Origin of the sequence: Prauserella endophytica, from assembly GCF_005146945.1 — a bacterium.
GTDB lineage: Bacteria > Actinomycetota > Actinomycetes > Mycobacteriales > Pseudonocardiaceae > Prauserella_A > Prauserella_A endophytica.
The window spans coordinates 68,353-92,066 of sequence record NZ_SWMS01000024.1 but is presented as its reverse complement, the minus strand read 5'-3'; the positions used below and the strand labels follow the sequence as shown (position 1 = coordinate 92,066).

The following is a 23,714-nucleotide window of genomic DNA, read 5'->3' as shown; positions in this document are numbered from 1 at the left end:
CCGCCGCGCTCTCACGCCTTGCGCAGCACCGAACCGCTCAGCTCGGCGACCCGGCGATGCCCGGAAAGCCCCATCGTCAGGTCGAAGTCGGCGAGCAGGCTGCGCAGCACGTGCCGCACGCCGTCCTCGCCACCGTGCGCGAGCCCGTAGACGTAGGGCCTGCCGAGCAACACCGCCCTCGCCCCGAGCGCGAGCGCCTTGAGCACATCGGCACCCGTGCGGATGCCGGAGTCGAACAGCACCTCGATGCGGTCGCCCACCGCGGCCACGATCTCCGGCAGCGCGTCGAGCGAGGCCACCGCCCCGTCCACCTGGCGCCCGCCGTGGTTGGACACCACCACGCCGTCCATCCCGGCGTCCACCGCGCGGCGGGCGTCGTCGACGTGCTGGATGCCCTTCAGCACGATCGGCCCGTCCCAGTGCTCGCGCAGGAATGGCAGCGCGTCCCAGGCGCGGTCGATGCCCGTGATCATGCCGATCCAGCGCAGCACCGCGGAGGGCAGGTCGTCCTCGGGCGCCCGGTCGAGCCGCGAGCGGAACACCGGGTCGGTGAGCGCCACCGCCATCCCCTCGCCCTTGAGGAACGGCAGGTAGCCGCTGTCGAGGTCGCACGGCCGCCACGCGAGCGTCCACGTGTCGAGCGTGACGACGAGCGCCGTGTAGCCGGACTCCTTGGCACGGCGCAGGATGCTGCCGCACACCTCGGGGTCGTCCGGCCAGTACAGCTGGAACCAGCGCGGGCCCTCGCCGGAGGCGGCGGCGACGTCCTCGATGCTCGTGGACGAGGCCGTGGACAGGATCACGGGCAGCCCGAGCCCGGATGCGGCCCTCGCGGTGGCGCGTTCCGCGTCGGGATGCACGATCGACTGGACGCCCACGGGCGCGAGCAGCACCGGCGCCGGCATCGGCGTGCCGAGCACGGTGGTCGAAAGGTCGCGCTCGGTGGCGCCCGTCAGCATCCTCGGCACGATCTTCCAGCGGTCGAACGCCTCCCGGTTGGCCCGGTTGGTCGCGCCGGAGCCCGCGGCACCGGCCACGTACCAGAACGGCTCCGGTGCCATGACCTTCGCGGCCGAGTCCTCGAGCATGGTGGCGTCGGTCGTGAACGCGGGCGCCGTCCCGCCGTAGCCCTGCAGGTAGATCTCGTTCTGGTAGAAGCCGAACCGCTCGGCCACGTGCACCTCCCGCATCGCCCACGTCCTCGTGTGGCGCGATCCTACGCGGAACCCGCCTGTTGACCTTCGAGTCGGTCGAAAGCCCAGAATCACCGGCATGCACAGCATCAGCGCGTTCGCCCGCCGCGTCGGCCTCACCCCGAGTGCCCTGCGCTTCTACGACGACTGCGGCGTACTCGCCCCTGCCAGGGTCGACCCGCTCACCGGCTACCGCTACTACAGCGACGACCAGGTGGAGCGGGCGGTGCACCTGCGCAGGCTGCGGACCGCCGGGGTTCCGCTCGCCGACGTCACGGCGGTGCTCGACGGCTCGCCCGATAGGGCGCGGGAGGTGCTGGCCGCGCACGCGGCCAGGCTGCGCTCGGAGTCCGACGCCGCGCACGCCGCGCTGGGCGCGCTGCTGCGCGACCTGCCGCCGCGCGGCCCGGTCCGCGCCCGCGTCGGCGGCCCCGAGCTGGCCAGCGCCGTGCGTCAGGTCGTGCCCGCCGCGGCCCGCGGCGGGGAGTTCCCCGAGCTGCGGTGCGTGCTGGTCGAGCTCGCGGACACCCAGGTGCGCCTGATCGCCACCGACCGCTACCGGCTCGCCGTCCGGGAGCTGCGGCCGCTGGCCGTCGACGGCGGACCGGCCGAGCTGCTGGTCCCCGCCGACGCGCTCGTCACCGCGGCGGCGTGGGCCACCCGCAAGCCCGAGGTGACCATCGAGCCGGGGTGCCTGAACGCAGGCGGCGAGACCCACGCACTGCCCGTGGCCGGAGGAACCTTCCCGGCCTACCGCGACATGCTGCGCGGCCTCGACGCACCGGTGCACCGCGTGCTCACCGGCCGAGTCGCCCTGCGCGACGCGCTCGCCGCGTGCGCCTCACCCGCCGTGCTCGACATCGGCGCCGACGAGCTGGTGCTCGGCGAGGTCACGCTGCCCGCCGTGTGCTCTGGGCCGGTGCGCGTCGCGTTCGACCCGGCCGTGCTCGGCGCCGCGCTGGAGGCCGGCGTGGGGCCGGACGTCCTGCTCGAGATCGCCGCCCCGGACCGTCCCGTGGTGGTGCGCTCCGCCGACCAGGGCAGCTTCACCACCCTCGTGATGCCCGTCGCTCTTCCCTGAAAGGAACGCCATGAACCCCGACAACCCCGTCGTACGTCTCTGCGCCGAGGGCATGGCCGCCGAGGCGGGCGGCGACGACGACGCGGCCCGCGCCCTGTACGAGAAGGCCTGGGCTGCCGCCACCGGCGACTACGAGGCGTGCGTCGCCGCGCACTACCTCGCCCGGCACCAGCCGACGCCCGAGCTGACCCTGCACTGGAACGCGGAGTGCCTGCGGCTGGCCGATCGCGTCGGCGACGAGCACGTGACCGGGTTCTACGCCTCGCTGCACGCCAACCTCGGCCGCTGCCACCGCGATCTCGGCGACCCGGCGGCCGCGGGCGAGCACTTCCGGCTCGCCGCGCACCACCTCGCCGACGTCCCCGCCGGGCCCTACCGCGACTGGCTGCGCTACAGCATCGCCGACGGTCTGCGCGGCACGGGCGCAGTCGAACCGTCGGCCGCCTCGGCCGGCACCGAGGCGCTGCTCCGCGACCTCTGCGCACGCGGGGACCTGCGGTCGCTGTGCCTGCTGCTGCCCGCCTACTACGGCGACACGGGCACAGCGGACGACCGGCGGCACCTCGCGCAGGCGGCACGGATGCTGCACGCCGAGCGCCGCCTTCCCGCGGGCGATCAGGATCGGCTGGGCGACGTCATCCGGCTCTGCGGATGAGGTGTCCACTGTGGATCGGAGCGGCCGCGGTCGTGCTGGGGCTGGTGAAGACGAGGTCGTCGGCGATCAGCGACCGCGGTGGCGCGGTCCCGCGCGAGGTGGCTGCCGGGACGCCTTCTGACGACCTCGGTGGGCATCAGGTCGTCCTCCCGCGTGGTCATTCGCCGGAGACCTCTCCGGTGAGGAACAGCAGCAGGAAGGCGATGAGGCCGAGGAGGAACCACCACGCGTCGGAGGCGACGATGGCCGCGAGAATGCCGAGCCCGGCGGCGGAGAAGGCGAGGATGCGGGAGTGCTCCATCTGTCTGCCTTCCCCTGAGCGGATTCGGACGGCGATTCCTCCAGTTTGCTCCTTTTTCGGCGCGCGTGTCGGCAACACGGGAGCGGGCACGGGGCAGGCGCGGCCGACGGCACCCCATCGGGCTAGGCTCGGACCGTCGATCGCGCGCCGTAACGGGGCGCGCCTGAGGACGGGAGGTGGCAGTCCGTGCGGCACAACGCGCTGAGGTGGGGAACCGGGCTCGCGGTGCTGCTGCTGGTCCTGACCGCCTGCACCAGCGGCAACGAGCCTCAGCAGGGCGCGACGGCACCCGTCACGACCACACAGGCGGTTTTGACCAACCCGTTCACCGAAACCGGGGAGATCTCGCCGGAGGTCACGATCCTGGAGGACGTGGAGGCGATCTGCTCGCCCTCGGTGGTGGTCGTCGCGAACCCGGTCGCGCGCCGCTGCACCAGCGAGCTGCAGGTGCTGCACGACCCGTGCTTCCTCGGTCCTCCTCGGGTGCCCCAGGTCGCCGTGTGCCTGCAGAACCCGGCCCGCAAGGAGGCCGTGCGCCTCACCCTCATCGAGGACCGCACGCCCGTGGCTCCCGGCGCCCCGCCCGCCGCCGCACCGGTCGCGCCCGCGCCGGAGGCGACGCCGTGGTACATCGAGCTGGCGGACGGCCGCGAGTGCGCGCGAGTGATCGGCCTGAAGGGCGACCCGCCGTCGTTGGAGGGCGACCCCCCGACGTACGGCTGCGGCCACGCCGACTTCCTCTACGGCCTGCCCGACGTGTCCGAGCCGGTGTGGACGATGCCCAACCGGAAGGGCGCCACGGCGAAGGTGCGCACCGTGGACGTCCGCACCGCCTGGTACTGAACCCGCCCCGGCAACCGCAGTGAAGGCCACCCTGCCCGCGCCCGCCCGTCTCCCACCACCGCCCAGACGGAAACGCTCCGCGCTACTGTGCCCGATTCCACGCAGTGAAGGTGGCCTTCACTGCGGCTGGTTCAGCGCACGCCGTCGCGGTGGGCGATCAGGGCGAGCGACAGGGCCAGCGCGGTCCGGTGGTCGTCGAGCGAGTGCCCGAACACGGCCTCCAGCCTGCGCAGCCGGTTGAGCACGGTGTTGCGGTGGCAGTAGAGCCGCGCGGCCGTTGCCGCTGCGGAACGGTTGGTCTCCAGCCAGGCCGCGAGCGTCTCCAGCAGCACCTCGCGCTCGTGCTCGGGCAGTCGCAGCAGCGGGCCGAGCACGCCGGCGCGGAGCCGCCGCGCCAGCTCGGGTGAGCGGGCGACGAGCGCCTCGGGCAGCCGCTCGTCGAGCACGGCGAGCCCGGTCGCCCCGGACGGCAGCGTGCGCAGCGCCAGCAGCGCGAGGTCGTGCGCGACGCCGACCTCCGCGAGCCCCCGCACCTCCGGGCTCACGCCCACCCGGGCCCGCACCCCACCGCGCAGCAGCTCCAGCACGCCGTCCAGCGCGCGGCGTTCGAGCGCGACCAGGCCGACGGTGTGCTGGTCCCTCGGTTCCCAGACCGACCTGATCCCGTACCCGGCGAGGGTGTCCTGCGGCATCGCGAGCCCGGGCGTGCCATCGGCGGCGGAGTCGGCCACGAACACCACGTAGTCGCCCTCACGAGGGAGCCCCAGCTCGGCCGCGGCCTGCCCCGCGAAGCCGGCCTCTCGGCCCCGGCCGCGCAACAGGTCGCCGACCAGCGACTGACGCCGGTGGTCGTCGAGCCTGCGCAGCTGCAGCTCGGTGTCGCGGTAGGCGCGCGCGACGACCGACGACGCCTCGTCCACGACCGTCCACACGGTCGTGGCGACGTCGAGCAACCGGTCGCGATCGATGTCGTCGCTCTCCTTGCCGATCCGCACGAGCCCCCGCCACAGGACGCGGCCGCCGAGACGGAACGAGCGCAGCACGGAGTCCAGGGGCACCCGCTGCTCGGCGCGCCGTGAGCCGGTGACCGTGGCCGCGTCGTAGGGGTCCTCGCCGCGGGGAACCGTGTCACCGAGCAGCTGCAGCACGCGCTCCAGGTTGTTGCGGCACGACCGGCGCAGCTCGGCCAGCGTGACCAGCGCGGCGTCATGGTAGCCGGGGTTCTCCGCGAGGATGTCCGCGACGAGCTCGTCCGCGAGCTGGTCGAGCCGGACCACCAGGGCCCGCGCCAGCTGCTCGGCGAGATCGGCCACGCGGGCTCCTTCGGTTCGTCCGTCGCACGGGTCACCCGACGATAGGACACCTCGCCGGAGGGCCGCCCCGCCGCGGTCAGAAGGCCACGGGCACGTCAGCCCATTCTTCGAGGATCATCGCGCGCCTCCTCACCGGTCGTTCGCTCGACGCGCTCCCTCGGGCCTGGACGTGCTCTCAAGAGCGTGCACGGGAGCATCCGTGCCTCGCCCGGAATATTTAGTACCGCTACGCAAGTTCTCTCTGCCATGAGCACGAGCACGGACATCGGACAACCAGCGGCTTCCCCGGGACGACTGCGGACCGCCCGCTACGCGCTCGTGCTCGGCGGGCTCACCGCCTTCGGCCCGCTGTCGATCGACATGTACCTGCCCGCGCTGCCCGCGATGGCGCAGGACCTGCACGCCGGCGACGCCACGCTGCAGCTCACGCTGGCCGCGTTCGTGCTCGGCGTCGGCGCGGGGCAGCTCGTGCTCGGCCCGCTCTCCGATGCCTTCGGCAGGCGCAAGCCGCTGCTCGCCGGCGTCGCCCTGTTCGTCGTCGCGTCCCTGCTGTGCGTGCTCAGCCCCACGGTGGAGCTGCTGATCGCGGCCAGGGTCCTCCAGGCGTTCGGCGCCTCCGCCGGCATGGTGATCGCCCGCGCCGCCGTGCGCGACCTCTTCTCCGGCATCGAGATGGCCCGGTTCTTCTCGATGCTCATGCTGGTCACCGGGCTCGCCCCGATCCTCGCCCCCGTGCTCGGCGGGCAGCTGCTCTCACTGACGTCGTGGCGGGGCATCTTCGGCGCGCTGGCCGCGTTCGGCGCGCTGCTGCTGATCGTCGCCGCGTTCGCCCTGCCAGAGACGCTTCCGGCCCACCGGCGCAGGCCCGCGCGACCCGCGGGCGTTCTCCGTGGCTACCTGAGCCTGCTGCACGACCGCGTCTTCGTCGGCTACGCGCTCGGCGCCGGGCTTGCCTTCGCCGCGATGTTCACCTACATCTCGGCGTCGTCGTTCGTGCTCCAGGGCACCTACGGCCTCAGCCCGCAGCAGTACAGCCTCGTCTTCGGCGGCGGCGCCGTCGGGCTCGTGCTGGCGAGCCAGGTCAACGGCAGGCTCGTCGCCAGGTTCCGCCAGCACACGCTGCTCGTCACCGGGCTGGTCGCGGGCACCGCAGGAGCCCTCGCGATGGTCCTCGCCTCACTGGCCGGGCTCGGGCTGGGCGGGGTGTTGCCGCCGCTGTTCGTCGCGGTCGCCAGCGTCGGCCTCGTGATGCCCAACGCGACGTCACTGGCGCTCGCCGACCACCCGGAGATGGCCGGGTCCGCATCGGCCCTGCTTGGCGTGCTCCAGTTCACCGTCGGCGGGCTGACCTCGCCCATCGCCGGGCTCGCCGGTGAGGGCTCGGCGCTGCCGATGGCACTGCTCATGGCCGCGTTCGCCGGGCTCGGGCTGGTCAGCGTCGGCACGCTCACGCGGCGGCGTGGCTCAGACCAGCTCGCCGAGGTCGGCATCGCGTAGCTGCCCTGCCGACACGGTCACGCGGCCGTCGACGATCTTCTGCAGCTCGTCGCCGTAGTCCCACACGTTGACGTTCATCGCCGCGGTCACCTGTCCCCCGCGCAGCCAGAACGCGATGAACTCGCGGGTCGCGAGGTCGCCGCGCACCACCAGCTCGTCGGCGGCGGGGTCGGCGATGCCCCGGTACTCGCAGCCGAGGTCGTACTGGTCGGTGAAGAAGTACGGGCTGCGCAGATACGGTTCGTTCTCGCCGACCAGGTTCGCGGCGACGTGCCCGCCCTGGTTCTTGGCGTTGGCCCAGTGCTCGACGCGGACCCGGTGGCCGTAACGCGGGTGGAAATGGGAGGCGATGTCGCCCGCGGCGTAGATGTCGGGCGCCGCCGTGCGCAGCCCCGCATCCACCGCGACCCCGCCGTCGCCGGTCAGCTCGAGGCCCGCCGTGTCGGCCAGCTCCACCCTGGGCGCCACGCCCACCGCGAGCAGCACCACGTCCGCGGGCAGCTCCGTGCCATCGCCGAGCCGGACGCCACGCACACCCCCGGCGTCCCCGGTCAGCTCGGCGAGCGTCGCACCGAGGCGCCAGTTCACGCCGTGCTCGGTGTGCAGGTCGCGGAACACGGTCGCCACCTCGTCGCCCAGCACGGTGCGCAGCGGCAGAGCGACCTGGTCGACCACCGTCACCTCGGCACCGTGCTTGCGCGCCGCGGCAGCGGCCTCGGTGCCGATCCACCCCGCTCCGATGATCACCACCCGCTCGGCGTCCTCGAAAGCCGAGCGCAGGGAGAGCGCGTCGTCGAGGGTTCGCAGCGTGCGTACCCCCGGCAGGTCCGCGCCCGGCACGGGCAGCGAGCGCGGGCGCGAGCCGGTGGCCAGCAACAGCCGGTCGTACCGGTGCTCGCCGCCCTGCGCGTCGAGCACCATGCGCTCCCCCGGGTCGACGCGGGTGGCCGTCACGCCGCCGCGCAGGTCGATGTCGTGCTCGGCGTAGAATTTCTCCTCGCGCACCCAGTCGGGTTCGTCGGTGTCACCCAGCAGGAGTCCCTTGGACAACGGCGGTAACTCGTACGGGCGATGTGACTCCGAACCGAGCACGAGCACCTCACCCCCGTAGCCGCGTTCCCGCAGCCGGGCCGCCGCCGTGGCACCCGCGAGTCCACTGCCGACGATGACGATGCGCTTGGGCTCGGACATCCCTGATCCCTCCCCGAACGAAGCCGTGACGTGGGCTACTCGACGCTACACCCGTGGCGCGTAACGCCGGAGCCTGAAAAACTGATATGTCAGTTTCGCGGTTTTTCGCGTCATGGTCGCGGGGCACGCCCGTCGCACAGTCGCACGCACGAAGAACACCGGGACGAGACGAGAGGCGATCGACGTGGCGGTGCGGGATGAATGGGCGATCTCCTGCCGGGATCTGGCGGGCAGGAAAAGGGAGCTGACCGTCTTCGTCAGCAGCGAGCGGGTGGTGCTCGTCGCACCACCGGGTGAGGCCGCCGTCCTCGCCCCGCTGGACGTCGGGCGCCTGCGCGCCGCACTGCGCGACGCGGTGGTCCAGGTGGCGCGCTCCGGCGAGGACCCCGAGACCGAAGACGAGTGACCATTCGCGTTCCACTGTGGACGCTCGAGGCGAGCCCCGGTCCCCTAGGCTCGCCTCATGACGCAGGAAACCTGGGACGCGGTGGACGGCTACTTCAGGACTCAGCTCGTCCCACCGGACCCCGTACTCGACGACGCACTGCAGGCCGGTGAGGCCGCCGGCCTCCCGCCCATCGCCGTCGCCCCCAACCAGGGCAAGTTCCTCCACCTCCTCGCCCGCATCGCCCGCGCCCGCTCGATACTGGAGATCGGCACGCTGGGCGGCTACAGCACGCTCTGGCTCGCCAGGGCGCTGCCAGCCGACGGCAAGGTCGTCACCCTCGAGGTAGACCCGGCGCACGCGGAGGTCGCGCGGCGCAACTTCGCCAACGCCGGGCTCGACGGCGTCATCGACCTGAGGGTCGGCCGCGCGCTCGACACCCTGCCGCAGCTGCACGATGAGGCGCCCTTCGACCTGGTGTTCGTCGATGCCGACAAGCCGAGCAATCCGGAGTACTTCCGGTGGGCGCTGGAGCTGACCAGGCCCGGCAGCGTGATCGTGATCGACAACATCGTGCGCGGCGGCGCCGTGGCCGACCAGCGCAGCGAGGACCCGTCCGTGCGCGGCACGCAGCACATGACCGAGCTGATCGCGGCGGAGCCGCGCGTGGACGCCACCGCCCTGCAGACCGTCGGCGTCAAGGGCTACGACGGCCTGGCGATCGCCCTGGTCACCGGCTGACCACCGCGCGCGAGTCCCCCGCTCAGGACGGCGAGTCCCCCGCTCAGGACGGCGAGTCCCCCATTCAGGACGGCGGAGTCGTGCGTTCCGGCATCGGAGCGCGACCGGGAACGCACGACTCGGCGTCGGGAACGCAGGCCTCGCGATCCGGAGCGGGCAACTCGCGATCCGGAGCGGGGGACTCGCGGGCTGGAGCGGGGGACTCGCGAACCGGGGTCACTCCAGGAAGCCGCGCAGCAGCGACGCGGTGCCCTCCACGTGCTCGGCCATCGCGCCGCGCGCGGCGGCCGGGTCACCGGCCAGGATCGCGTCCACGATCGCCTCGTGTTGCGCGTTGGAGTGCTCGAGGTTCGGTTCGAGGAGCGGGATCTCGTCGAGCAGCTGGTTCACGCGCATGCGGACGTCGGCGACCGCGGAGGTCAGCGACGCCGAGCCGGTGACCTCCGCGATCGCCAGGTGCAGTCGGGAATCGCGGCGCCGGTAGTCGTCGACGCTGGTGGTGCACGCCTCGGCGAGCGTGCCCGTGAGGTGCCGCCGGTCTGCGGGCGAGAGTGACCGCGCCGCGGCCAGCTCCGCCGCCCCGGTTTCCAGCACGTGCCGCAAGGCGAGGGTGTCCTCGAGCACGCCCGGGTCCCGCATGCGAGCGGGCGACGGGGGCACGGGCAGGACCTCGTTGACGAACGTGCCGCCGTAGCGACCGCGCCGCGACTCCACGTACCCGGCGTCGGCGAGCGCGCGGATCGCCTCTCGCAGGGTCACCCTGCTGATCCCGAGCCGCTCGGCCAGCTCGCGCTCGGCGGGCAGGCGCTCGCCCGCGCCCACGACCCCGAGCCGCACGGCCTGCAACAGCCGCTCCACGGTCTCCTCGAAGGCGTTGCCCGCCCGCACGGGGCGGAACAGCGCCTCCCCCGCGCTGATCCCGCCCTCGGCACCGTGCGCGACGTCCCTGCCGGGCTGAGCGCTCACGGTGCCTCCTCGCGGTGTCCTTCCTCCCGCGAGTGTAAGGCGGACTCAGCCCTTGTTCGCGTAAAGCGGGTGCTTCTTCGCCAGCACCTCCACGCGTGCCCCAAGGTCCCGCTGGGTCGACTCGTCGAAGTCGGGGCGCAGCGCCAGCGCGATCACGTCGGCGACCTCGGTGAAATCGTCGGCGCCGAAGCCGCGCGTGGCGAGCGCCGGGGTGCCGATCCGCAGACCGGAGGTGACCATCGGCGGGCGCGGGTCGAACGGCACCGCGTTGCGGTTCACCGTGATCCCGATGGAGTGCAACCGGTCCTCGGCCTGCTTGCCATCCAATGTGGACCCGACGAGGTCGACGAGCACCAGGTGCACGTCGGTTCCGCCGGTCAGCACGCGAACCCCCGCATCGGAACAGTCCTGCTGGGACAGTCGCTCGGCCAGAATGTTCGCGCCCTCCAGCACCCGCTGCTGCCGCTCGCGGAACTCCTCGCTCGCGGCGATCTTCAGCGCCACGGCCTTGCCCGCGATCACGTGCTCGAGCGGGCCGCCCTGCTGCCCCGGGAACACCGCCGAGTTGATCTTCTTGGCGTACTCGGCACGGCTGAGTACGATGCCGCCGCGCGGGCCGCCGAGCGTCTTGTGCGTCGTGGTGGTCACCACGTCGGCGTGCGGCACCGGGCTCGGGTGCAGCCCGGCGGCGACCAGGCCCGCGAAGTGGGCCATGTCCACCATCAGCTTGGCCTCCACGGAGTCGGCGATGCGCCGGAACTCGGCGAAGTCGAGCTGCCTCGGGTACGCCGACCAGCCCGCGATGATCAGCTTCGGCTTGTGCTCGGCGGCGAGGCGCTCGACCTCGGCCATGTCGACGAGGCCGGTCTCCTTGTCGACATGGTAGGCGACCACGTTGTAGAGCTTGCCGGAGAAGTTGAGCTTCATGCCGTGGGTCAGGTGCCCGCCGTGCGCGAGATCCAGCCCGAGGATCGTGTCGCCGGGCTGTAGCAGGGCGACCATCGCGGCGGCGTTGGCCTGCGCACCGGAGTGCGGCTGGACGTTGGCGTGCTCGGCGCCGAACAGCTCCTTGGCCCGCTCGATCGCCAGCGTCTCCACGACGTCGACGTGCTCACACCCGCCGTAGTAGCGCCTGCCGGGGTAGCCCTCGGCGTACTTGTTGGTGAGGACGGAGCCCTGCGCCTCCAGCACGCCGGCGGGCGCGAAGTTCTCCGAGGCGATCATCTCCAGCGTCGACTGCTGGCGGTGCAGCTCGGCGGCGACCGCCTCGGCCACCTCCGGGTCTACAGTGGACAGGTCAGCGTCGAACGAGCTCATTCTTCCTCAGTCCTCCTGGGTCAGTGCGGCGTAGGCGGCGGCGTCCAGCAGTTCGGGCAGGTCCGCAGTCCGCACGCGGAACAGCCAGCCCTGATCGTACGGGTCGGCGTTCACGACCTCAGGACCGTCGACGACGGATTGGTTGACCTCGGTGACCTCGCCGCTGACCGGCGAGAACAGCTCGCTGACCGACTTCGTCGACTCGATCTCGCCGCAGGACTCACCCGCGGTCACGGTGTCGCCCGCCTCGGGCAGCTGCACGAAGACGACGTCGCCGAGCGACTCGGCGGCGAACGCGGTGACGCCCACGGTCGCGACGTCGCCGTCGAGACGGACCCACTCGTGTTCCTTGGTGTAGCTCAGGTTCTCGGGAATGCGCATGACGGCCTTTCGAAGAAGGTGAAGGACTCAGGAGCGCCGGTAGAACGGCAGCGAGACGACCTCGACGGGCTCTTCTCGCCCGCGCACGTCCGCGGACAGGGCCGTGCCCGGCTCGGCGTGTGCCGGCCGCACGTAGGCCATCGCGATGGGGTAGCCCAGCGTCGGCGACAGCGCACCGCTGGTGATCTCGCCGACGTCCTCGCCGCCGGCGAGCAGGCGGTAGCCGTGCCGGGGCGCGCGACGGCCGCTGCCCTTGAGGCCGACGAGCACGCGGTCCGGGTCGCGGCGCGTGTCGAGTGCGGCCCTGCCGACGAAGTCGCCGGGCTTCTCGAACTTCACCACGCGGCCGAGACCGGCGTGGAACGGGGTCAGCTCCGCGCTCAACTCGTTGCCGTACAACGGCATTCCGGCTTCCAGCCGCAGCGTGTCCCGGCACGCGAGGCCCGCGGGCAGCAGCCCGTGAGGCTCCCCCGCCTCGGTGAGCACCCGCCACACGGCGGCGGCGCGCTCGCCCGGCACGTACAGCTCGAAGCCGTCCTCGCCGGTGTAGCCGGTGCGGGCGAGCAGCGCGTCCTGCCCGCCGACGACGGCGGGCGTGCTGGCGTAGTACTTGAGCGAGGAGAGGTCCGCGTCGGTGAGCTTGCCGACGATCTCGGCGGCGGCGGGCCCCTGCACGGCGATCAGCGACGTCTCCGCGGAGCGGTCGGTCACCTCGGCGTCGAAGTCGCGCGCCCTGGCGGTCAGCTCGGCCGAGACGACCGCGGCGTTGCCCGCGTTGGCGACCACGAGATAGCGCTCGTCGGCGAGCCGGTAGACAACCAGGTCGTCGAGCACCCCGCCCTCGGCGTTGCACATCATCGTGTAGCGGGCGCGGCCCGGCTTCACGGCGGAGAGCTTGCCGACGAACGCGTAGTCGAGCGCGTCGGCCGCCTCCGGGCCGGTCACCTCGATCTCACCCATGTGGGAGAGGTCGAACAGCCCGGCCGCCTCCCGCACGGCGCGGTGCTCGGCCAGCTCGCTGGAGTAGCGGACGGGCATCGACCAGCCCGCGAAGTCGGTGAAGGAGGCGCCGAGTCCGGTGTGGACCTCGTGCAGTGCGGTCTTCATGTATCAGCCCTCGTAGGAAGAGATCGGCGGGCACGAGCACACCAGGTTGCGGTCGCCGTAGGCGCCTTCGATGCGCCGCACCGGCGACCAGTACTTGCCCTTGGCCGCCGTCTTCCCCGGGTAGACGGCCAGCGCCCGATCGTAGGGCAGGTCCCACTCCCCTGCGAGTTGCTCGGCGGTGTGCGGCGCGCCGCGCAGCGGGCTGCGCTCCACCGGCCAACGGCCCGCGGCGACGTCGTCGATCTCGCGGCGGATGGAGATCATCGCGTCGCAGAAGCGGTCGATCTCGGCGAGGTCCTCGCTCTCGGTCGGCTCCACCATGAGCGTGCCCGCGACGGGGAACGACATCGTCGGCGCGTGGAAGCCGTAATCGATGAGCCGTTTCGCGACGTCCTCCACGGTCACGCCGGTCTGCTTGGTCAGCGGGCGAAGGTCGAGGATGCACTCGTGGGCGACGAGGCCGTTCTGTCCCGTGTAGAGCACGGGGTAGTGCGGGGCGAGCCGCGCGGCGACGTAGTTGGCGGCGAGCACGGCGACCTGCGTCGCGCTGGTGAGCCCCTGCGCGCCCATCATGCGGACGTAGGCCCAGGAGATCGGCAGTATCGACGCGGAGCCGTACGGCGCGGCCGAGATCGGCCCCACCCCGGTCTCCGGGCCCGCGGCGGGCAGCAGCGGGTGGTTGGGCAGGTACGGCGCGAGGTGCGCGCGCACGGCGACCGGGCCGACGCCGGGTCCACCGCCGCCGTGCGGGATGCAGAACGTCTTGTGCAGGTTCAGGTGCGAGACGTCGCCGCCGAACTCGCCGGGCTTGGCGAGGCCGAGCAGCGCGTTGAGGTTCGCCCCGTCGACGTACACCTGTCCGCCGGCCTCGTGGACGATGCGGGACAGCTCGGAGATGTCGCTCTCGTAGACGCCGTGCGTGGACGGGTACGTGACCATGATCGCCGAGAGCGTGTCGCGATGCTTGTCCACTTTGGAACGCAGGTCGTCGAGGTCGACGTCGCCCTGCGCGGTGCAGGCGACCACCACCACGCGCATCCCGGCGAGCACGGCCGACGCGGCGTTGGTGCCGTGCGCCGACGACGGAATCAGGCACACGTCGCGCTCGGGCTGCCCGCCCGCGCGGTGATAGGCGCGGATCGCGAGCAGCCCGGCCAGCTCGCCCTGGCTGCCCGCGTTGGGCTGCAGCGAGACGCTGTCGTAGCCGGTGACCTCGCACAGCCAGCGCGAGAGCTGGCCGACGAGCTCGTGGTAGCCCTCGGCGTCCTCGGCCGGGGCGAACGGGTGCAGGCCCGCGAACTCCGGCCAGGTGATCGGCTCCATCTCGGTGGTGGCGTTGAGCTTCATCGTGCACGAGCCGAGCGGGATCATGCCCCGGTCGAGCGCGTAGTCGGAGTCGGCGAGCGCGCGCAGGTAGCGCAGCATCGCGGTCTCGGAGCGGTGGGTGTGGAACACCTCGTGCGTGAGGTACTCGCTCGTGCGCGAAAGGGCCTCGGGCAGCGCGTTGCCGTCCTCGACGGTGCCCTCGGCGCCGAACGCCCGCAGGACCTTGTCGAGCACCGCGGGCGTGGTGGTCTCGTCGACGGCCACGCGCACGTGGTCGTCGCCGTCCCGGCCGAGGTTGATCCCGGCGTCACGGGCAGCGGCCACGATCGACGCGGCCCGGCCGGGGACGCGGGCGAGCACGGTGTCGAAGAAGTGCTCGTGCACCACGTCCACCCCGGCGCCGCGCAGTGCGGCGGCGAGCCCGGCGGCGTGGCCGTGCACGCGCTCGGCGATGCGCTTGAGGCCGTCCGGGCCGTGGTAGACGGCGTACATCGAGGCGATCACGGCGAGGAGCACCTGCGCCGTGCAGATGTTGCTGGTGGCCTTCTCCCGACGAATGTGCTGTTCGCGGGTCTGCAGGGCGAGCCGGTAGGCGGGCGCGCCGCCCGCGTCGATCGACACGCCGACGAGCCGTCCTGGCAGGGAGCGCTCCAGGCCCGAGCGCACCACGAGGTACCCGGCGTGCGGGCCGCCATAGCCGAGCGGCACGCCGAAGCGCTGCGTGTTGCCCGCCGCCAGGTCGGCGCCGAACTCACCGGGCGGGGTCAGCAGGGTGAGCCCCAGCAGGTCGGCGGCCACGCAGTACAGCGCGCCTGCCGCCTTCGCGGCCTCGCCGATGCCGGTGTAGAAGCCCGGCTCACGCAGCACGCCCGAGGCACCCGGGTACTGCACGACCACGCCGAAGAAGTTCTCCGGCAGCCCCTGGGCCAGGTCGCGGACGTCCACCTCGATGCCGACGGCCTCGGCACGCGTGCGCACCACCGCGATCGTCTGCGGCAGGCACTCGGCGTCGAGCACGATGACCTGCGACTTCGCCTTCGACGCGCGGCGCATGAGCATCATCGCCTCGGCGACGGCTGTCGACTCGTCGAGCATCGAGGCGTTCGCGGTGGTCAGGCCGGTGAGGTCGGCGACCATGGTCTGGAAGTTGAGCAGCGCCTCGAGCCTGCCCTGCGAGATCTCCGGCTGGTAGGGCGTGTACGCCGTGTACCAGGCCGGGTTCTCCAGCACGTTGCGCCGGATGACGGCGGGCGTGATCGTGTCGTGGTAGCCGAGGCCGATGAGCTGCGTCATCGGGCGGTTGCGGGCCGCGAGGGCACGCAGCTCGGCGATGGCCTCCTCCTCGGAGGCGGCGGGCGGGAGGTCCAGTTCTCCCGAGGTGCGGATGGCCGAGGGTACGGCCGCCGCGACGAGTGCGGCGAGGCTGCCGTACCCGCATTCGGCCAGCATCTTGGCCTGCTCGGCCTCACCGGGGCCGATGTGCCGGGCGGCGAAGGTCGACGACATGAGGAGCTCCTTGTCTCGCGCACGGTTGGGATACCCGCCCGTGCTGGGGAACTCCCCCTCTGTCATGGCACCTGAGAGTTTCACCGCGCGTGAACACGGCTTTCACCTTGGGTGAGGCTTACGAGAGCCTGCTTTCCAGAGTGGCCTAACCATGGGCGGTAGCGGTACCTGAGAGATTGTGGGGAGTTTGCTCCTTCGGTGCCCCGTCGCACGGGGGCTCTCCCGCCCTGGCTCGAACAGCCTCGATATGGACTTATAGGGGAGTAACGTACGCGCCCGAGATCCCACCGTCCACCAGGAACTGCGACGCAGTGATGAAGGACGCGTCGTCGCTGGCGAGGAACGCCACCGCGGCGGCGATCTCCTCCGGCTCCGCGAACCGGCCCATCGGCACGTGCACGAGCCGCCGGGCGGCCCGCTCCGGATCCTTCGCGAACAGCTCCGTCAGCAGGGGCGTGTTGACCGGTCCCGGGCACAGCGCGTTCACCCGGATGCCCTCGCGCGCGAACTGCACGCCCAGCTCGCGGCTCATCGACAGCACCCCGCCCTTGGACGCGGTGTAGGAGATCTGGGAGGTCGCCGCGCCCATCACCGCCACGAACGACGCGGTGTTGATGATCGAGCCCTTCCCCGCCCGTTGCATGTGCGGGATCGCGTACTTGCAGCACAGGTACACCGAGGTCAGGTTCACCTCCTGGACCTTGCGCCACGCCTCCAGCCCCGTGGTGAGGATCGAGTCGTCCTCGGGAGGCGAGATGCCGGCGTTGTTGAAGGCGATGTCCACCGAGCCGAAGCGGTCGGCGGCGGCCTGGAACAGCGCCTCGACCTCGCTCTCCACCGTGACGTCGGCCTGCACGAACTCGCCGCCGACCTCCTCGGCGGCCGCCTTGCCTCCTGCCACGTCCACGTCGCCGACGACGATCCGCGCGCCCTCGCTGGCCATTCGCTTCGCCGACGCGAGCCCGATCCCGCTGCCACCACCGGTGACCACGGCGACCCTGCCCTCCAGCCGCTGAGACATCTACCGCTCCTCCGTGCTGATGAAAACGTTCTTCACCTCGGTGAACGCCTCGACGGCGTCCGGACCCAGCTCCCGGCCGAGGCCGGACTGCTTGAACCCGCCGAACGGCGTCCAGTACCGCACCGACGAGTGCGAGTTGACCGAGAGGTTGCCGGCCTCGACTCCGCGGGAGACACGCAGCGCACGCCCCACGTCGCGGGTCCAGATCGAGCCGGAGAGCCCGTACGCGGTGTCGTTGGCCATCGCGACGGCCTCGGCCTCGTCGGCGAACGGCACCACGGCGACGACCGGGCCGAAGATCTCGTCGGTCACCAGCGGGTCGGTCGCCGACCTCGGCGTGACGACCGTGGGCGGGAACCAGTACCCGGCGCCATCGGGCGCGCTGCCGCGGAACGCGACCTGCGCCTCGTCGGGCAGGTACGAGCGGACCCGCTCGCGGTGCGCCGCCGAGATCAGCGGCCCCATCTCCGTCGTCTCCGCCGAGGGATCGCCCACCACGACGCCCTTGACGGCGGGTTCGAGCAGCTCCAGGAACCGGTCGTAGACCGACGCCTGCACGAGGATGCGCGAGCGTGCGCAGCAGTCCTGGCCCGCGTTGTCGAACACGCCGTACGGCGCGGTGGCCGCCGCCCGCTCCAGGTCGGCGTCGGCGAAGACGATGTTGGCGTTCTTGCCGCCCAGCTCCAGCGTCACGCGCTTCACCTGCGCCGCGCAGCCCGCCATGATCCGCCTGCCGACCTCGGTGGAGCCGGTGAAGACGACCTTGCGCACGTGCGGGTGCTCGACGAACCGCTGCCCCACCACGCCGCCCTTGCCGGGCAGCACCTGGAAGACGTCCTCGGGGATTCCCGCCTCACGGGCCAGCTCCGCCAGCCGCAGCGCCGTGAGCGGGGTGAGCTCTGCGGGCTTGAGCACCACGGTGTTGCCCGCCGCGAGCGCGGGCGCGAAGCCCCAGCCCGCGATCGGCATCGGGAAGTTCCACGGCACGATCACGCCGACCACGCCGAGCGGCTCGGCGAAGGTGACGTTCACGCCGCCCGGCACGGGGATCTGCTTGCCGGTCAGGCGTTCGGGCGCGGCGGCGTAGTAGTGCAGCACGTCGCGGACGTTGCCCGCCTCCCAGCGCGCGTTGCCGATGGTGTGCCCGGAGTTGGCGACCTCGAGCCGGGCCAGGTGCTCGATGTCGGCGTCCACGGCGTCGGCGAAGCGGCGCAGCAGCCTCGCCCGGTCGCCGGGCGCCACGGCCCGCCAGGCGGGCATGGCGGCGTGCGCGCGCTCGATGGCCGCGTCGGCCTGCTCGGCCGAGGTCAGCTCCACCGCACGGAGCACCTGCTCCGTGGCGGGGTTGCGCACCTCGAACGTCTGCGTCATTCCTTCGCCGCCTCCCTCACCAGCGCCGCGAACAGCCTCAGCTCGTTGACATCTTGTTCCGGGTGCCACTGCACGCCGATCACGAAGGACTCTCCCGGCAGCTCGACGGCCTCCACCGTGCCGTCGCCCGCCCAACCGACGGCCCGCAGGCCAGGCGCAAGGGCGTCGACGGCCTGGTGGTGGTAGCAGTGGCACTTGGTCTCCTCGCCGAGGATCCCGGCGATCCTGCTGCCGGGCTCCAGGCTCACGACCGTGCCGCCGTAGACCCCCGGCGCGGGCTGGTGATCACTCGTGCCGGTGCGCTCGGGCAGGTGCTGGGTGAGCGTGCCGCCCAGCGCGACGTTGAGCACCTGCATGCCCCTGCACACGGCGAGCACGGGAATGCCACGGGCCAGCGCCGCCCGCAGCATCGCCAGTTCGGCGGCGTCGCGCTCGGGCCGCGAGACCGTGGCCGGATGGGCCGTGGCGCCGTAGTTGCCGGGATCCACGTCGGCGCCCCCGGCGAGCACGAGCCCGTCCACAGCGGCCACCGCGCGTTGGTGGCCCTCACCGACGGGTGGCAGCAGAACGGGCACCCCACCGGCCTTGACCACACAGTCCACATAGGTCCGGGGCAGCAGCGCCGCCTCGGTGTCCCACACACCCCACGCCGCGCGCTCGGAGTAGGTGGAGATGCCGATGACGGGGTCAGAGCCGCTCGAAGCCACGGAGGCGCTCCCAGTCGGTCACCGCCGCGTCGTAGGCGGCCTGCTCGATGCGGGCTGCGTTGAGGTAGTGCTCCACCACGTCGTCGCCGAACGCCGCGCGGGCGACCTTGCTGTCGCCGAGCAGCTCCGCGGCGTCGCGCAGGGTCGTCGGCACGGTCGGCTTGTCGCTCGCGTAGGCGTTGCCGTGGAACTCCGGCTCCAGCGGCAGCTCGTTCTCCATGCCGTGCAGCCCCGCCGCGACGAGCGCGGCCACGGCGAGGTAGGGGTTGACGTCCCCGCCGGGCACCCGGTTCTCCACCCGGAGCGAGTCGCCGTGGCCAACCACGCGCAGCGCGCACGTGCGGTTGTCGGCGCCCCACGCGACGGCGGTGGGCGCGAAGCTGCCGGGCACGTACCGCTTGTAGGAGTTGATGTTCGGCGCGAAGAAGTACGTCAGCTCCCGCAGGCACGCGAGCTGCCCGGCGAGGAAGTGCTCCATCAGCGGGGAGAAGCCGCCCGGCCCGTCCCCGGCCAGCACCGGCTCGCCGTCGGCCGAGCGCAGGCTGATGTGGATGTGGCAGGAGTTGCCCTCGCGCTCGTTGTACTTCGCCATGAACGTCAGGCTCTTGCCCTCCTGCGCGGCGATCTCCTTGGAGCCGGTCTTGTAGATGCTGTGGTTGTCGCACGTGGACAGTGCCTCGGCGAAACGGAACGCGATCTCGTGCTGGCCCGGGTTGCACTCGCCCTTGGCGGACTCCACGTACAGTCCCGCTCCGCTCATGGCGTTGCGGATCCGCCGCAGCAACGGCTCCACGCGCGCGGTGCCGAGCATCGAGTAGTCCACGTTGTACTGGTTGGCCGGCCGCAGGTCGCGGTAGCCGCTCTGCCAGGCGCTCTCGTAGGAGTCGTCGAAGACGATGAACTCCAGCTCGGTGCCGACGTACGCGGTGAGCCCGCGTTCGGCGAGCCTGCCCAGCTGGCGGCGCAGGATCTGCCTCGGCGAGACGGTGACCTCGCCGCCCTCGACCCACTCCACGTCGCACAGCACCATCGCGGTGCCCTCGTGCCAGGGCACGAGCCTCAGCGTCGCGAGGTCGGGCCGCAGGACGCAGTCGCCGTAGCCGCGCTCCCACGACGAGATCGCGAAGCCGTCCACGGTGTTCATGTCGACGTCCACGGCGAGCAGGTAGTTGCACGCCTCGGTGGCGTGGTCCACCACCTCGTTGAGGAAGTACCGCGCGGCGCACCGCTTGCCCTGCAACCGGCCCTGCATGTCGGTCATCGCCACGAGCACGGTGTCGACCCTGCCCGCGTCGACGAGCGCACGGAGGGTGTCGAGGGTGAGCATGCCGTCGCTGTTCCCCATCGGAATACCTTCCCGCACGGCCGGAGCGAACTCAAAGGGTCAACTATGATCCATTAAAAGCTTTTCTAGTCGCCTACCAGGCGGGCGTCAACCCTTGACAACTCTACCGGGCTGCACCACCCTCAGCACACTCAAAGGACTGGCGAAGTACCCATTGCCGAGGAGCCGGGTTATGGCCAAGCACGTGGAGTACAGCGAGGTTGACGAGAACTATCTGAAGGAACGCCAGCTCAAACGGGGCGCCGCGGGCTGGCTGCTGCTCGCGGGCCTCGGCGTGTCGTACGTGATCTCCGGCGACTTCGCGGGCTGGAACTTCGGGCTCGACGAGGGCGGCTGGGGCGGGCTGCTCATCGCGACCGTGCTCATGGCCGTGATGTACAGCTGCATGGTGTTTGGCCTCGCCGAGATGTCCTCCGCCATGCCGGTGGCCGGGGCCGGCTACGGCTTCGCGCGCAGGGCGCTCGGCCCGCTCGGCGGCTTCGCCACCGGTGTCGCGATCCTCATCGAGTACGCGATCGCGCCCGCCGCCATCGCGGTGTTCATCGGCGGCTACATCGAGACGCTCGGCCTGTTCGGGCTCACCAGCAGCTGGCCCGTCTTCCTCGGCTGCTACGTGATCTTCATCGGCATCCACCTGTACGGCGTGGGCGAGGCGCTGCGGCTGATGTTCGCGATCACGGCCGTGGCGGTGCTCGCGCTCGCCGCGTTCGTCATCGGCATGATCCCGAAGTTCTCCGCCGACAAGCTGTTCGACATCGTCCCCGACGAGGCCGCGGCGGGGGCGAGCGAGTTCCTGCCGTTCGGCTTCGCGGGCGCGATGGCGGCACTCGTGTACGGCATCTGGTTCTTCCTCGCGATCGAGGGCGTCCCGCTCGCGGCCGAGGAGGCGCGCGACCCGAAGCGGGACATGCCGCGAGGCATCATCGCGGGCCTGGCCGTGCTCGTGGTGTTCGCGGCCCTCATCCTGCTCATCGCGCCCGGCGCGGCCGGGTCGAGCACCATCGCCACGTCCGACAACCCGCTGCCCGAGGCGGTGCGCGCCGCGTACGGCGGGAACAACGCGCTGGCCCAGGTGGTGAACTACGTCGGTCTCGCCGGGCTCGTCGCGAGCTTCTTCTCGATCATCTACGCCTACTCGCGGCAGCTGTTCGCCCTCTCGCGGGCCGGGTACCTGCCGCGCTGGCTGTCGCGCACCGGCAGGCGCAAGACGCCCTACCTCGCGCTGCTCGTGCCCGGCACGATCGGCTTCGTGCTGGCCGCCGCCACCCAGGACGGCGCGCTGCTGATCAACATCGCCGTGTTCGGCGCGACGGTGTCCTACGTGCTGCTGAACCTCTCCCACATCGTGCTGCGGGTGCGCGAACCGGACCTGGAGCGGCCCTACCGCACGCCGGGCGGCGTCGTGACCACCGGGATCGCGCTCGTGCTCGCCGTCGCCGCCGTGATCGCGACGTTCCTGGTGGACAGGATGGCGGCGGCCATCACCGCCGCCATCTTCGTGGCCGCGGTCGGGTACTTCTGGTTCTACAGCAGGCACCGCCTCGTCGCGGCCGCTCCCGAGGAGGAGTTCGCCGTGATCGCGAGCGCCGAACACGAACTCGACCGGGAGTAGCCGCCACCCGCAGCCGCCACCCGCAGTGAAGGCCACCTTCACTGCGCCCGCCCGTCTCCCCCACCACCCAAACGGAGGCGCTGCCCGCCGCTGTGCTTGTTCAACGCAGGCATGGTGGCCTTCACTGCGCTCGGGGTGCCCGACCTGGCGAGGGGTTTGGCTGGAGCGCCGCCGGGAAATCGGGCGGCATGCCCTCGGACATGTTCACCGTGCACACCCTGCGGGAGCTGAGCGAGCTCGTGGGGCTCGGCATGGCGCCCTACCTGCGCTACTCCCCCGGCCCCGAGTCGGACGCCTCGCACCCGAGCACCGACCACGAGAGCGGGCTGCTCATGCCGGGCGTGTCGGTGAACCCGCTCGCCGCGCCCGAGTGGTGGAGCCTGCCGCTGGAGGACTGGCTCGCCCGGCGCGTCTGCCAGTACCTGCGGGAGCTGCGCGAGGGCGCACGCCCGTGGGTGCTCGACGGAAAGCAGGTTGACTTCGGTCCCGACAACGAACCGCTGCTCGTGGATCTCCAGCCGGTCGCGTGGATCAGCCCCGACCTGCTGGAGGAGGCGCGCGAGCGCTACCACTCGCGACTCGACGCGGGCACGGCGACGCACGAGGCGTGACCCGGCGTCAGCCCAAGGTGTCGAGCAGCTCGCGCACGGCGGTGCGCCCGGCGCGGTTGGCGCCGACGGTGCTGGCGGAGGGCCCGTAGCCGACGAGGTGCAGGCGCGGCTCGTCCACCGCCCGCGTGCCGCCCGCCCGTGGCCCGACCGCCACCCCTGGCGGAAGGACTCCACCCTGCGGCGCTATTCGGATGCCCCCACCCGGCGTACGCAGGCGCAGCGGCGTGAGGTGGTCGAGTGCGGCGCGGAAGCCCGTGGCCCACAGGATCACGTCGGCTCGCTGCGTGGTGCCGTCGGCCCACTGCACGCCGTGCGGGGTGACGCGCTCGAACATGGGTTTGCGGTCGAGGATTCCTTCCTCGCGGGCCGCCCGGACCTCAGCTGTCAGGGGCAGGCCGGTGACGCTGACGACGCTGCGCGGCGGCTTGCCCTCGCGGACCCGCTCGTCCACCTGCGCGACGACGGACCGGCCGTACTCGGGGGTGAAGTCGTGCTCGTGGAACACGGGCGGCCTGCGGGTCACCCACGTGGTGCCCGCGGCGACCGGGGCGATCTCGAGCAGCTGCTGGACCGCGGAGGTGCCGCCGCCGACCACGACGACGTGCTTGGCGCGGAACTCGGCGGCGCCGGTGTAGTCGGCGGTGTGCAGCTGCCTGCCGAGGAAGGTCTCCCGGCCCGGGTAGTACGGCCAGAACGGGCGGTCCCACGTGCCCGTGGCGTTGATCAGCCCGCGAGCGGCCCACGACTCGGTGGCGCTCTCGACGAGGAACCGGCCGTCGCCGGTGCGGCTCACCGAGAGCACGTCCACGGGCCGGTGGACGGGCAGATCGAAGGTGCGCTCGTACCGGTCGAAGTAGGCGGACACCACCTCGGAGGCGGGCTTGTCACGGTCGGAGGCCGTGTCGCCGAGCGCGAGACCGGGCAGGTCGTGGATGCCGTGGACCTTGTCGAGCTTCAGCGAGGGCCAGCGGTACTGCCACGCCCCTCCCGCGCGCTTACCGTGGTCGAGGACCACGAACCCGCTCTCGTTGGCGAGCCCGGCCTTGCGCAGGAAGTAGGCGGCCGAGAGCCCGGCCTGCCCCGCACCGATGACGGCGACGTCCGTCTCGTGATCAGCCCGCATACCGGGTACAACCACCGCCCCGGCCGTGCCCTTCCCCGGCCACGAGTGGCCCACCCCACGCGAGTCCCCCGCTCCAGCCCGCGAGTCCCCCGCTCCAGCCCACGAGTCCCCCGCTCCAGCC

At 72.1% G+C, this 23,714-nt stretch carries 22 protein-coding genes and 1 riboswitch; of the genes, 8 read left to right on the top strand and 14 right to left on the bottom strand.

Going from position 1 to position 23,714, the window contains the following annotated elements:
- Positions 1 to 11: 11 nt before the first annotated feature.
- Positions 12 to 1,175, bottom strand: coding sequence for a lactate 2-monooxygenase (locus FCN18_RS30955; protein ID WP_137096741.1), 1,164 nt, complete (start codon positions 1,173 to 1,175; stop codon positions 12 to 14).
- A 97-nt stretch (positions 1,176 to 1,272) separates the two neighbouring features.
- Here FCN18_RS30955 and FCN18_RS30950 point away from each other — a divergent pair, with 97 nt between their 5' ends.
- Both FCN18_RS30950 and FCN18_RS30945 read left to right on the top strand, forming a co-directional pair.
- Entirely contained in the window at positions 1,273 to 2,274 is a 1,002-nt protein-coding gene (locus FCN18_RS30950; RefSeq protein ID WP_137096735.1) for a DNA polymerase III subunit beta family protein, read from the top strand.
- 10 nt (positions 2,275 to 2,284) lie between these two features.
- Positions 2,285 to 2,929 carry a tetratricopeptide repeat protein gene (locus tag FCN18_RS30945; protein ID WP_137096734.1) on the top strand — a complete coding sequence of 215 codons (645 nt, stop codon included), beginning with the start codon at positions 2,285 to 2,287 and terminating at the stop codon, positions 2,927 to 2,929.
- A gap of 157 nt (positions 2,930 to 3,086) precedes the next feature.
- On the opposite strand, the gene FCN18_RS39270 is transcribed toward FCN18_RS30945, so the two are convergent.
- Positions 3,087 to 3,230 (bottom strand): hypothetical protein, encoded by a 144-nt coding sequence (locus FCN18_RS39270; protein WP_158303197.1) that lies wholly within the window; start codon positions 3,228 to 3,230, stop codon positions 3,087 to 3,089.
- A 186-nt stretch (positions 3,231 to 3,416) separates the two neighbouring features.
- On the opposite strand from FCN18_RS39270, the gene FCN18_RS30940 reads away from it, so the two are divergent.
- The gene (locus FCN18_RS30940) at positions 3,417 to 4,073 is read left to right on the top strand and encodes a hypothetical protein (RefSeq protein WP_113644064.1); all 657 of its coding nucleotides are present in this window, start codon (positions 3,417 to 3,419) and stop codon (positions 4,071 to 4,073) included.
- Between the two features lie 131 nt (positions 4,074 to 4,204).
- On the opposite strand, the gene FCN18_RS30935 is transcribed toward FCN18_RS30940, so the two are convergent.
- A complete protein-coding gene (locus tag FCN18_RS30935; protein WP_112275738.1) occupies positions 4,205 to 5,386 on the bottom strand; it encodes a PucR family transcriptional regulator in 1,182 nt (393 codons plus the stop codon).
- 246 nt (positions 5,387 to 5,632) lie between these two features.
- On the opposite strand from FCN18_RS30935, the gene FCN18_RS30930 reads away from it, so the two are divergent.
- Positions 5,633 to 6,883, top strand: coding sequence for a multidrug effflux MFS transporter (locus FCN18_RS30930; protein ID WP_137096733.1), 1,251 nt, complete (start codon positions 5,633 to 5,635; stop codon positions 6,881 to 6,883).
- Here the strand turns inward: FCN18_RS30930 and FCN18_RS30925 are convergent.
- Complete coding sequence (locus FCN18_RS30925; protein WP_113644061.1) at positions 6,851 to 8,074, bottom strand: NAD(P)/FAD-dependent oxidoreductase; 1,224 nt, start codon at positions 8,072 to 8,074, stop codon at positions 6,851 to 6,853. The two genes, FCN18_RS30930 and FCN18_RS30925, sit on opposite strands and share 33 nt — an antisense overlap.
- Before the next feature lie 184 nt (positions 8,075 to 8,258).
- Between FCN18_RS30925 and FCN18_RS30920 the strand changes: the two genes are divergently transcribed.
- Both FCN18_RS30920 and FCN18_RS30915 read left to right on the top strand, forming a co-directional pair.
- Complete coding sequence (locus FCN18_RS30920) at positions 8,259 to 8,480, top strand: hypothetical protein (protein ID WP_112275829.1); 222 nt, start codon at positions 8,259 to 8,261, stop codon at positions 8,478 to 8,480.
- 57 nt (positions 8,481 to 8,537) lie between these two features.
- On the top strand, positions 8,538 to 9,200 hold the full coding sequence (locus FCN18_RS30915) for an O-methyltransferase (RefSeq protein WP_137096732.1): 663 nt from the start codon (positions 8,538 to 8,540) through the stop codon (positions 9,198 to 9,200).
- Positions 9,201 to 9,416: 216 nt separating this feature from the next.
- Here the strand turns inward: FCN18_RS30915 and FCN18_RS30910 are convergent, their stop codons facing one another.
- The 9 genes from FCN18_RS30910 to FCN18_RS30870 form a co-directional block, all read right to left on the bottom strand.
- Entirely contained in the window at positions 9,417 to 10,166 is a 750-nt protein-coding gene (locus tag FCN18_RS30910) for a FadR/GntR family transcriptional regulator (protein WP_228714219.1), read from the bottom strand.
- Positions 10,167 to 10,211: 45 nt separating this feature from the next.
- Positions 10,212 to 11,483, bottom strand: coding sequence for a serine hydroxymethyltransferase (gene glyA, locus FCN18_RS30905; RefSeq protein ID WP_137096731.1), 1,272 nt, complete (start codon positions 11,481 to 11,483; stop codon positions 10,212 to 10,214).
- 6 nt (positions 11,484 to 11,489) lie between these two features.
- A complete protein-coding gene (gene gcvH, locus FCN18_RS30900; protein ID WP_112275728.1) occupies positions 11,490 to 11,864 on the bottom strand; it encodes a glycine cleavage system protein GcvH in 375 nt (124 codons plus the stop codon).
- A 27-nt stretch (positions 11,865 to 11,891) separates the two neighbouring features.
- Complete coding sequence (gcvT, locus tag FCN18_RS30895) at positions 11,892 to 12,971, bottom strand: glycine cleavage system aminomethyltransferase GcvT (RefSeq protein ID WP_112275726.1); 1,080 nt, start codon at positions 12,969 to 12,971, stop codon at positions 11,892 to 11,894.
- Between the two features lie 3 nt (positions 12,972 to 12,974).
- Positions 12,975 to 15,803: an aminomethyl-transferring glycine dehydrogenase gene (gene gcvP / locus FCN18_RS30890; protein ID WP_137096730.1), complete on the bottom strand. Its 2,829-nt coding sequence runs from the start codon at positions 15,801 to 15,803 to the stop codon at positions 12,975 to 12,977.
- Positions 15,804 to 15,852: 49 nt separating this feature from the next.
- Positions 15,853 to 15,952: riboswitch (glycine riboswitch) on the bottom strand.
- A 104-nt stretch (positions 15,953 to 16,056) separates the two neighbouring features.
- The gene (locus FCN18_RS30885) at positions 16,057 to 16,824 is read right to left on the bottom strand and encodes a 3-oxoacyl-ACP reductase (RefSeq protein WP_112275723.1); all 768 of its coding nucleotides are present in this window, start codon (positions 16,822 to 16,824) and stop codon (positions 16,057 to 16,059) included.
- Entirely contained in the window at positions 16,825 to 18,195 is a 1,371-nt protein-coding gene (locus FCN18_RS30880; RefSeq protein ID WP_137096729.1) for an aldehyde dehydrogenase family protein, read from the bottom strand.
- Positions 18,192 to 18,902: a gamma-glutamyl-gamma-aminobutyrate hydrolase family protein gene (locus FCN18_RS30875; RefSeq protein ID WP_137096728.1), complete on the bottom strand. Its 711-nt coding sequence runs from the start codon at positions 18,900 to 18,902 to the stop codon at positions 18,192 to 18,194. Before FCN18_RS30875 ends, FCN18_RS30880 begins: the two co-directional genes overlap by 4 nt.
- The gene (locus FCN18_RS30870; protein ID WP_228714218.1) at positions 18,883 to 20,247 is read right to left on the bottom strand and encodes a glutamine synthetase family protein; all 1,365 of its coding nucleotides are present in this window, start codon (positions 20,245 to 20,247) and stop codon (positions 18,883 to 18,885) included. The genes FCN18_RS30875 and FCN18_RS30870 overlap by 20 nt, the downstream gene beginning before the upstream one ends.
- A 172-nt stretch (positions 20,248 to 20,419) precedes the next feature.
- Here FCN18_RS30870 and eat point away from each other — a divergent pair, with 172 nt between their 5' ends.
- Positions 20,420 to 21,859 carry an ethanolamine permease gene (eat, locus tag FCN18_RS30865; protein ID WP_112275717.1) on the top strand — a complete coding sequence of 480 codons (1,440 nt, stop codon included), beginning with the start codon at positions 20,420 to 20,422 and terminating at the stop codon, positions 21,857 to 21,859.
- Between the two features lie 188 nt (positions 21,860 to 22,047).
- Positions 22,048 to 22,470 carry a DUF6098 family protein gene (locus FCN18_RS30860; protein WP_228714217.1) on the top strand — a complete coding sequence of 141 codons (423 nt, stop codon included), beginning with the start codon at positions 22,048 to 22,050 and terminating at the stop codon, positions 22,468 to 22,470.
- Positions 22,471 to 22,477: 7 nt separating this feature from the next.
- On the opposite strand, the gene FCN18_RS30855 is transcribed toward FCN18_RS30860, so the two are convergent.
- A complete protein-coding gene (locus FCN18_RS30855; protein ID WP_137096727.1) occupies positions 22,478 to 23,593 on the bottom strand; it encodes an NAD(P)-binding domain-containing protein in 1,116 nt (371 codons plus the stop codon).
- Positions 23,594 to 23,714 lie beyond the last annotated feature (121 nt).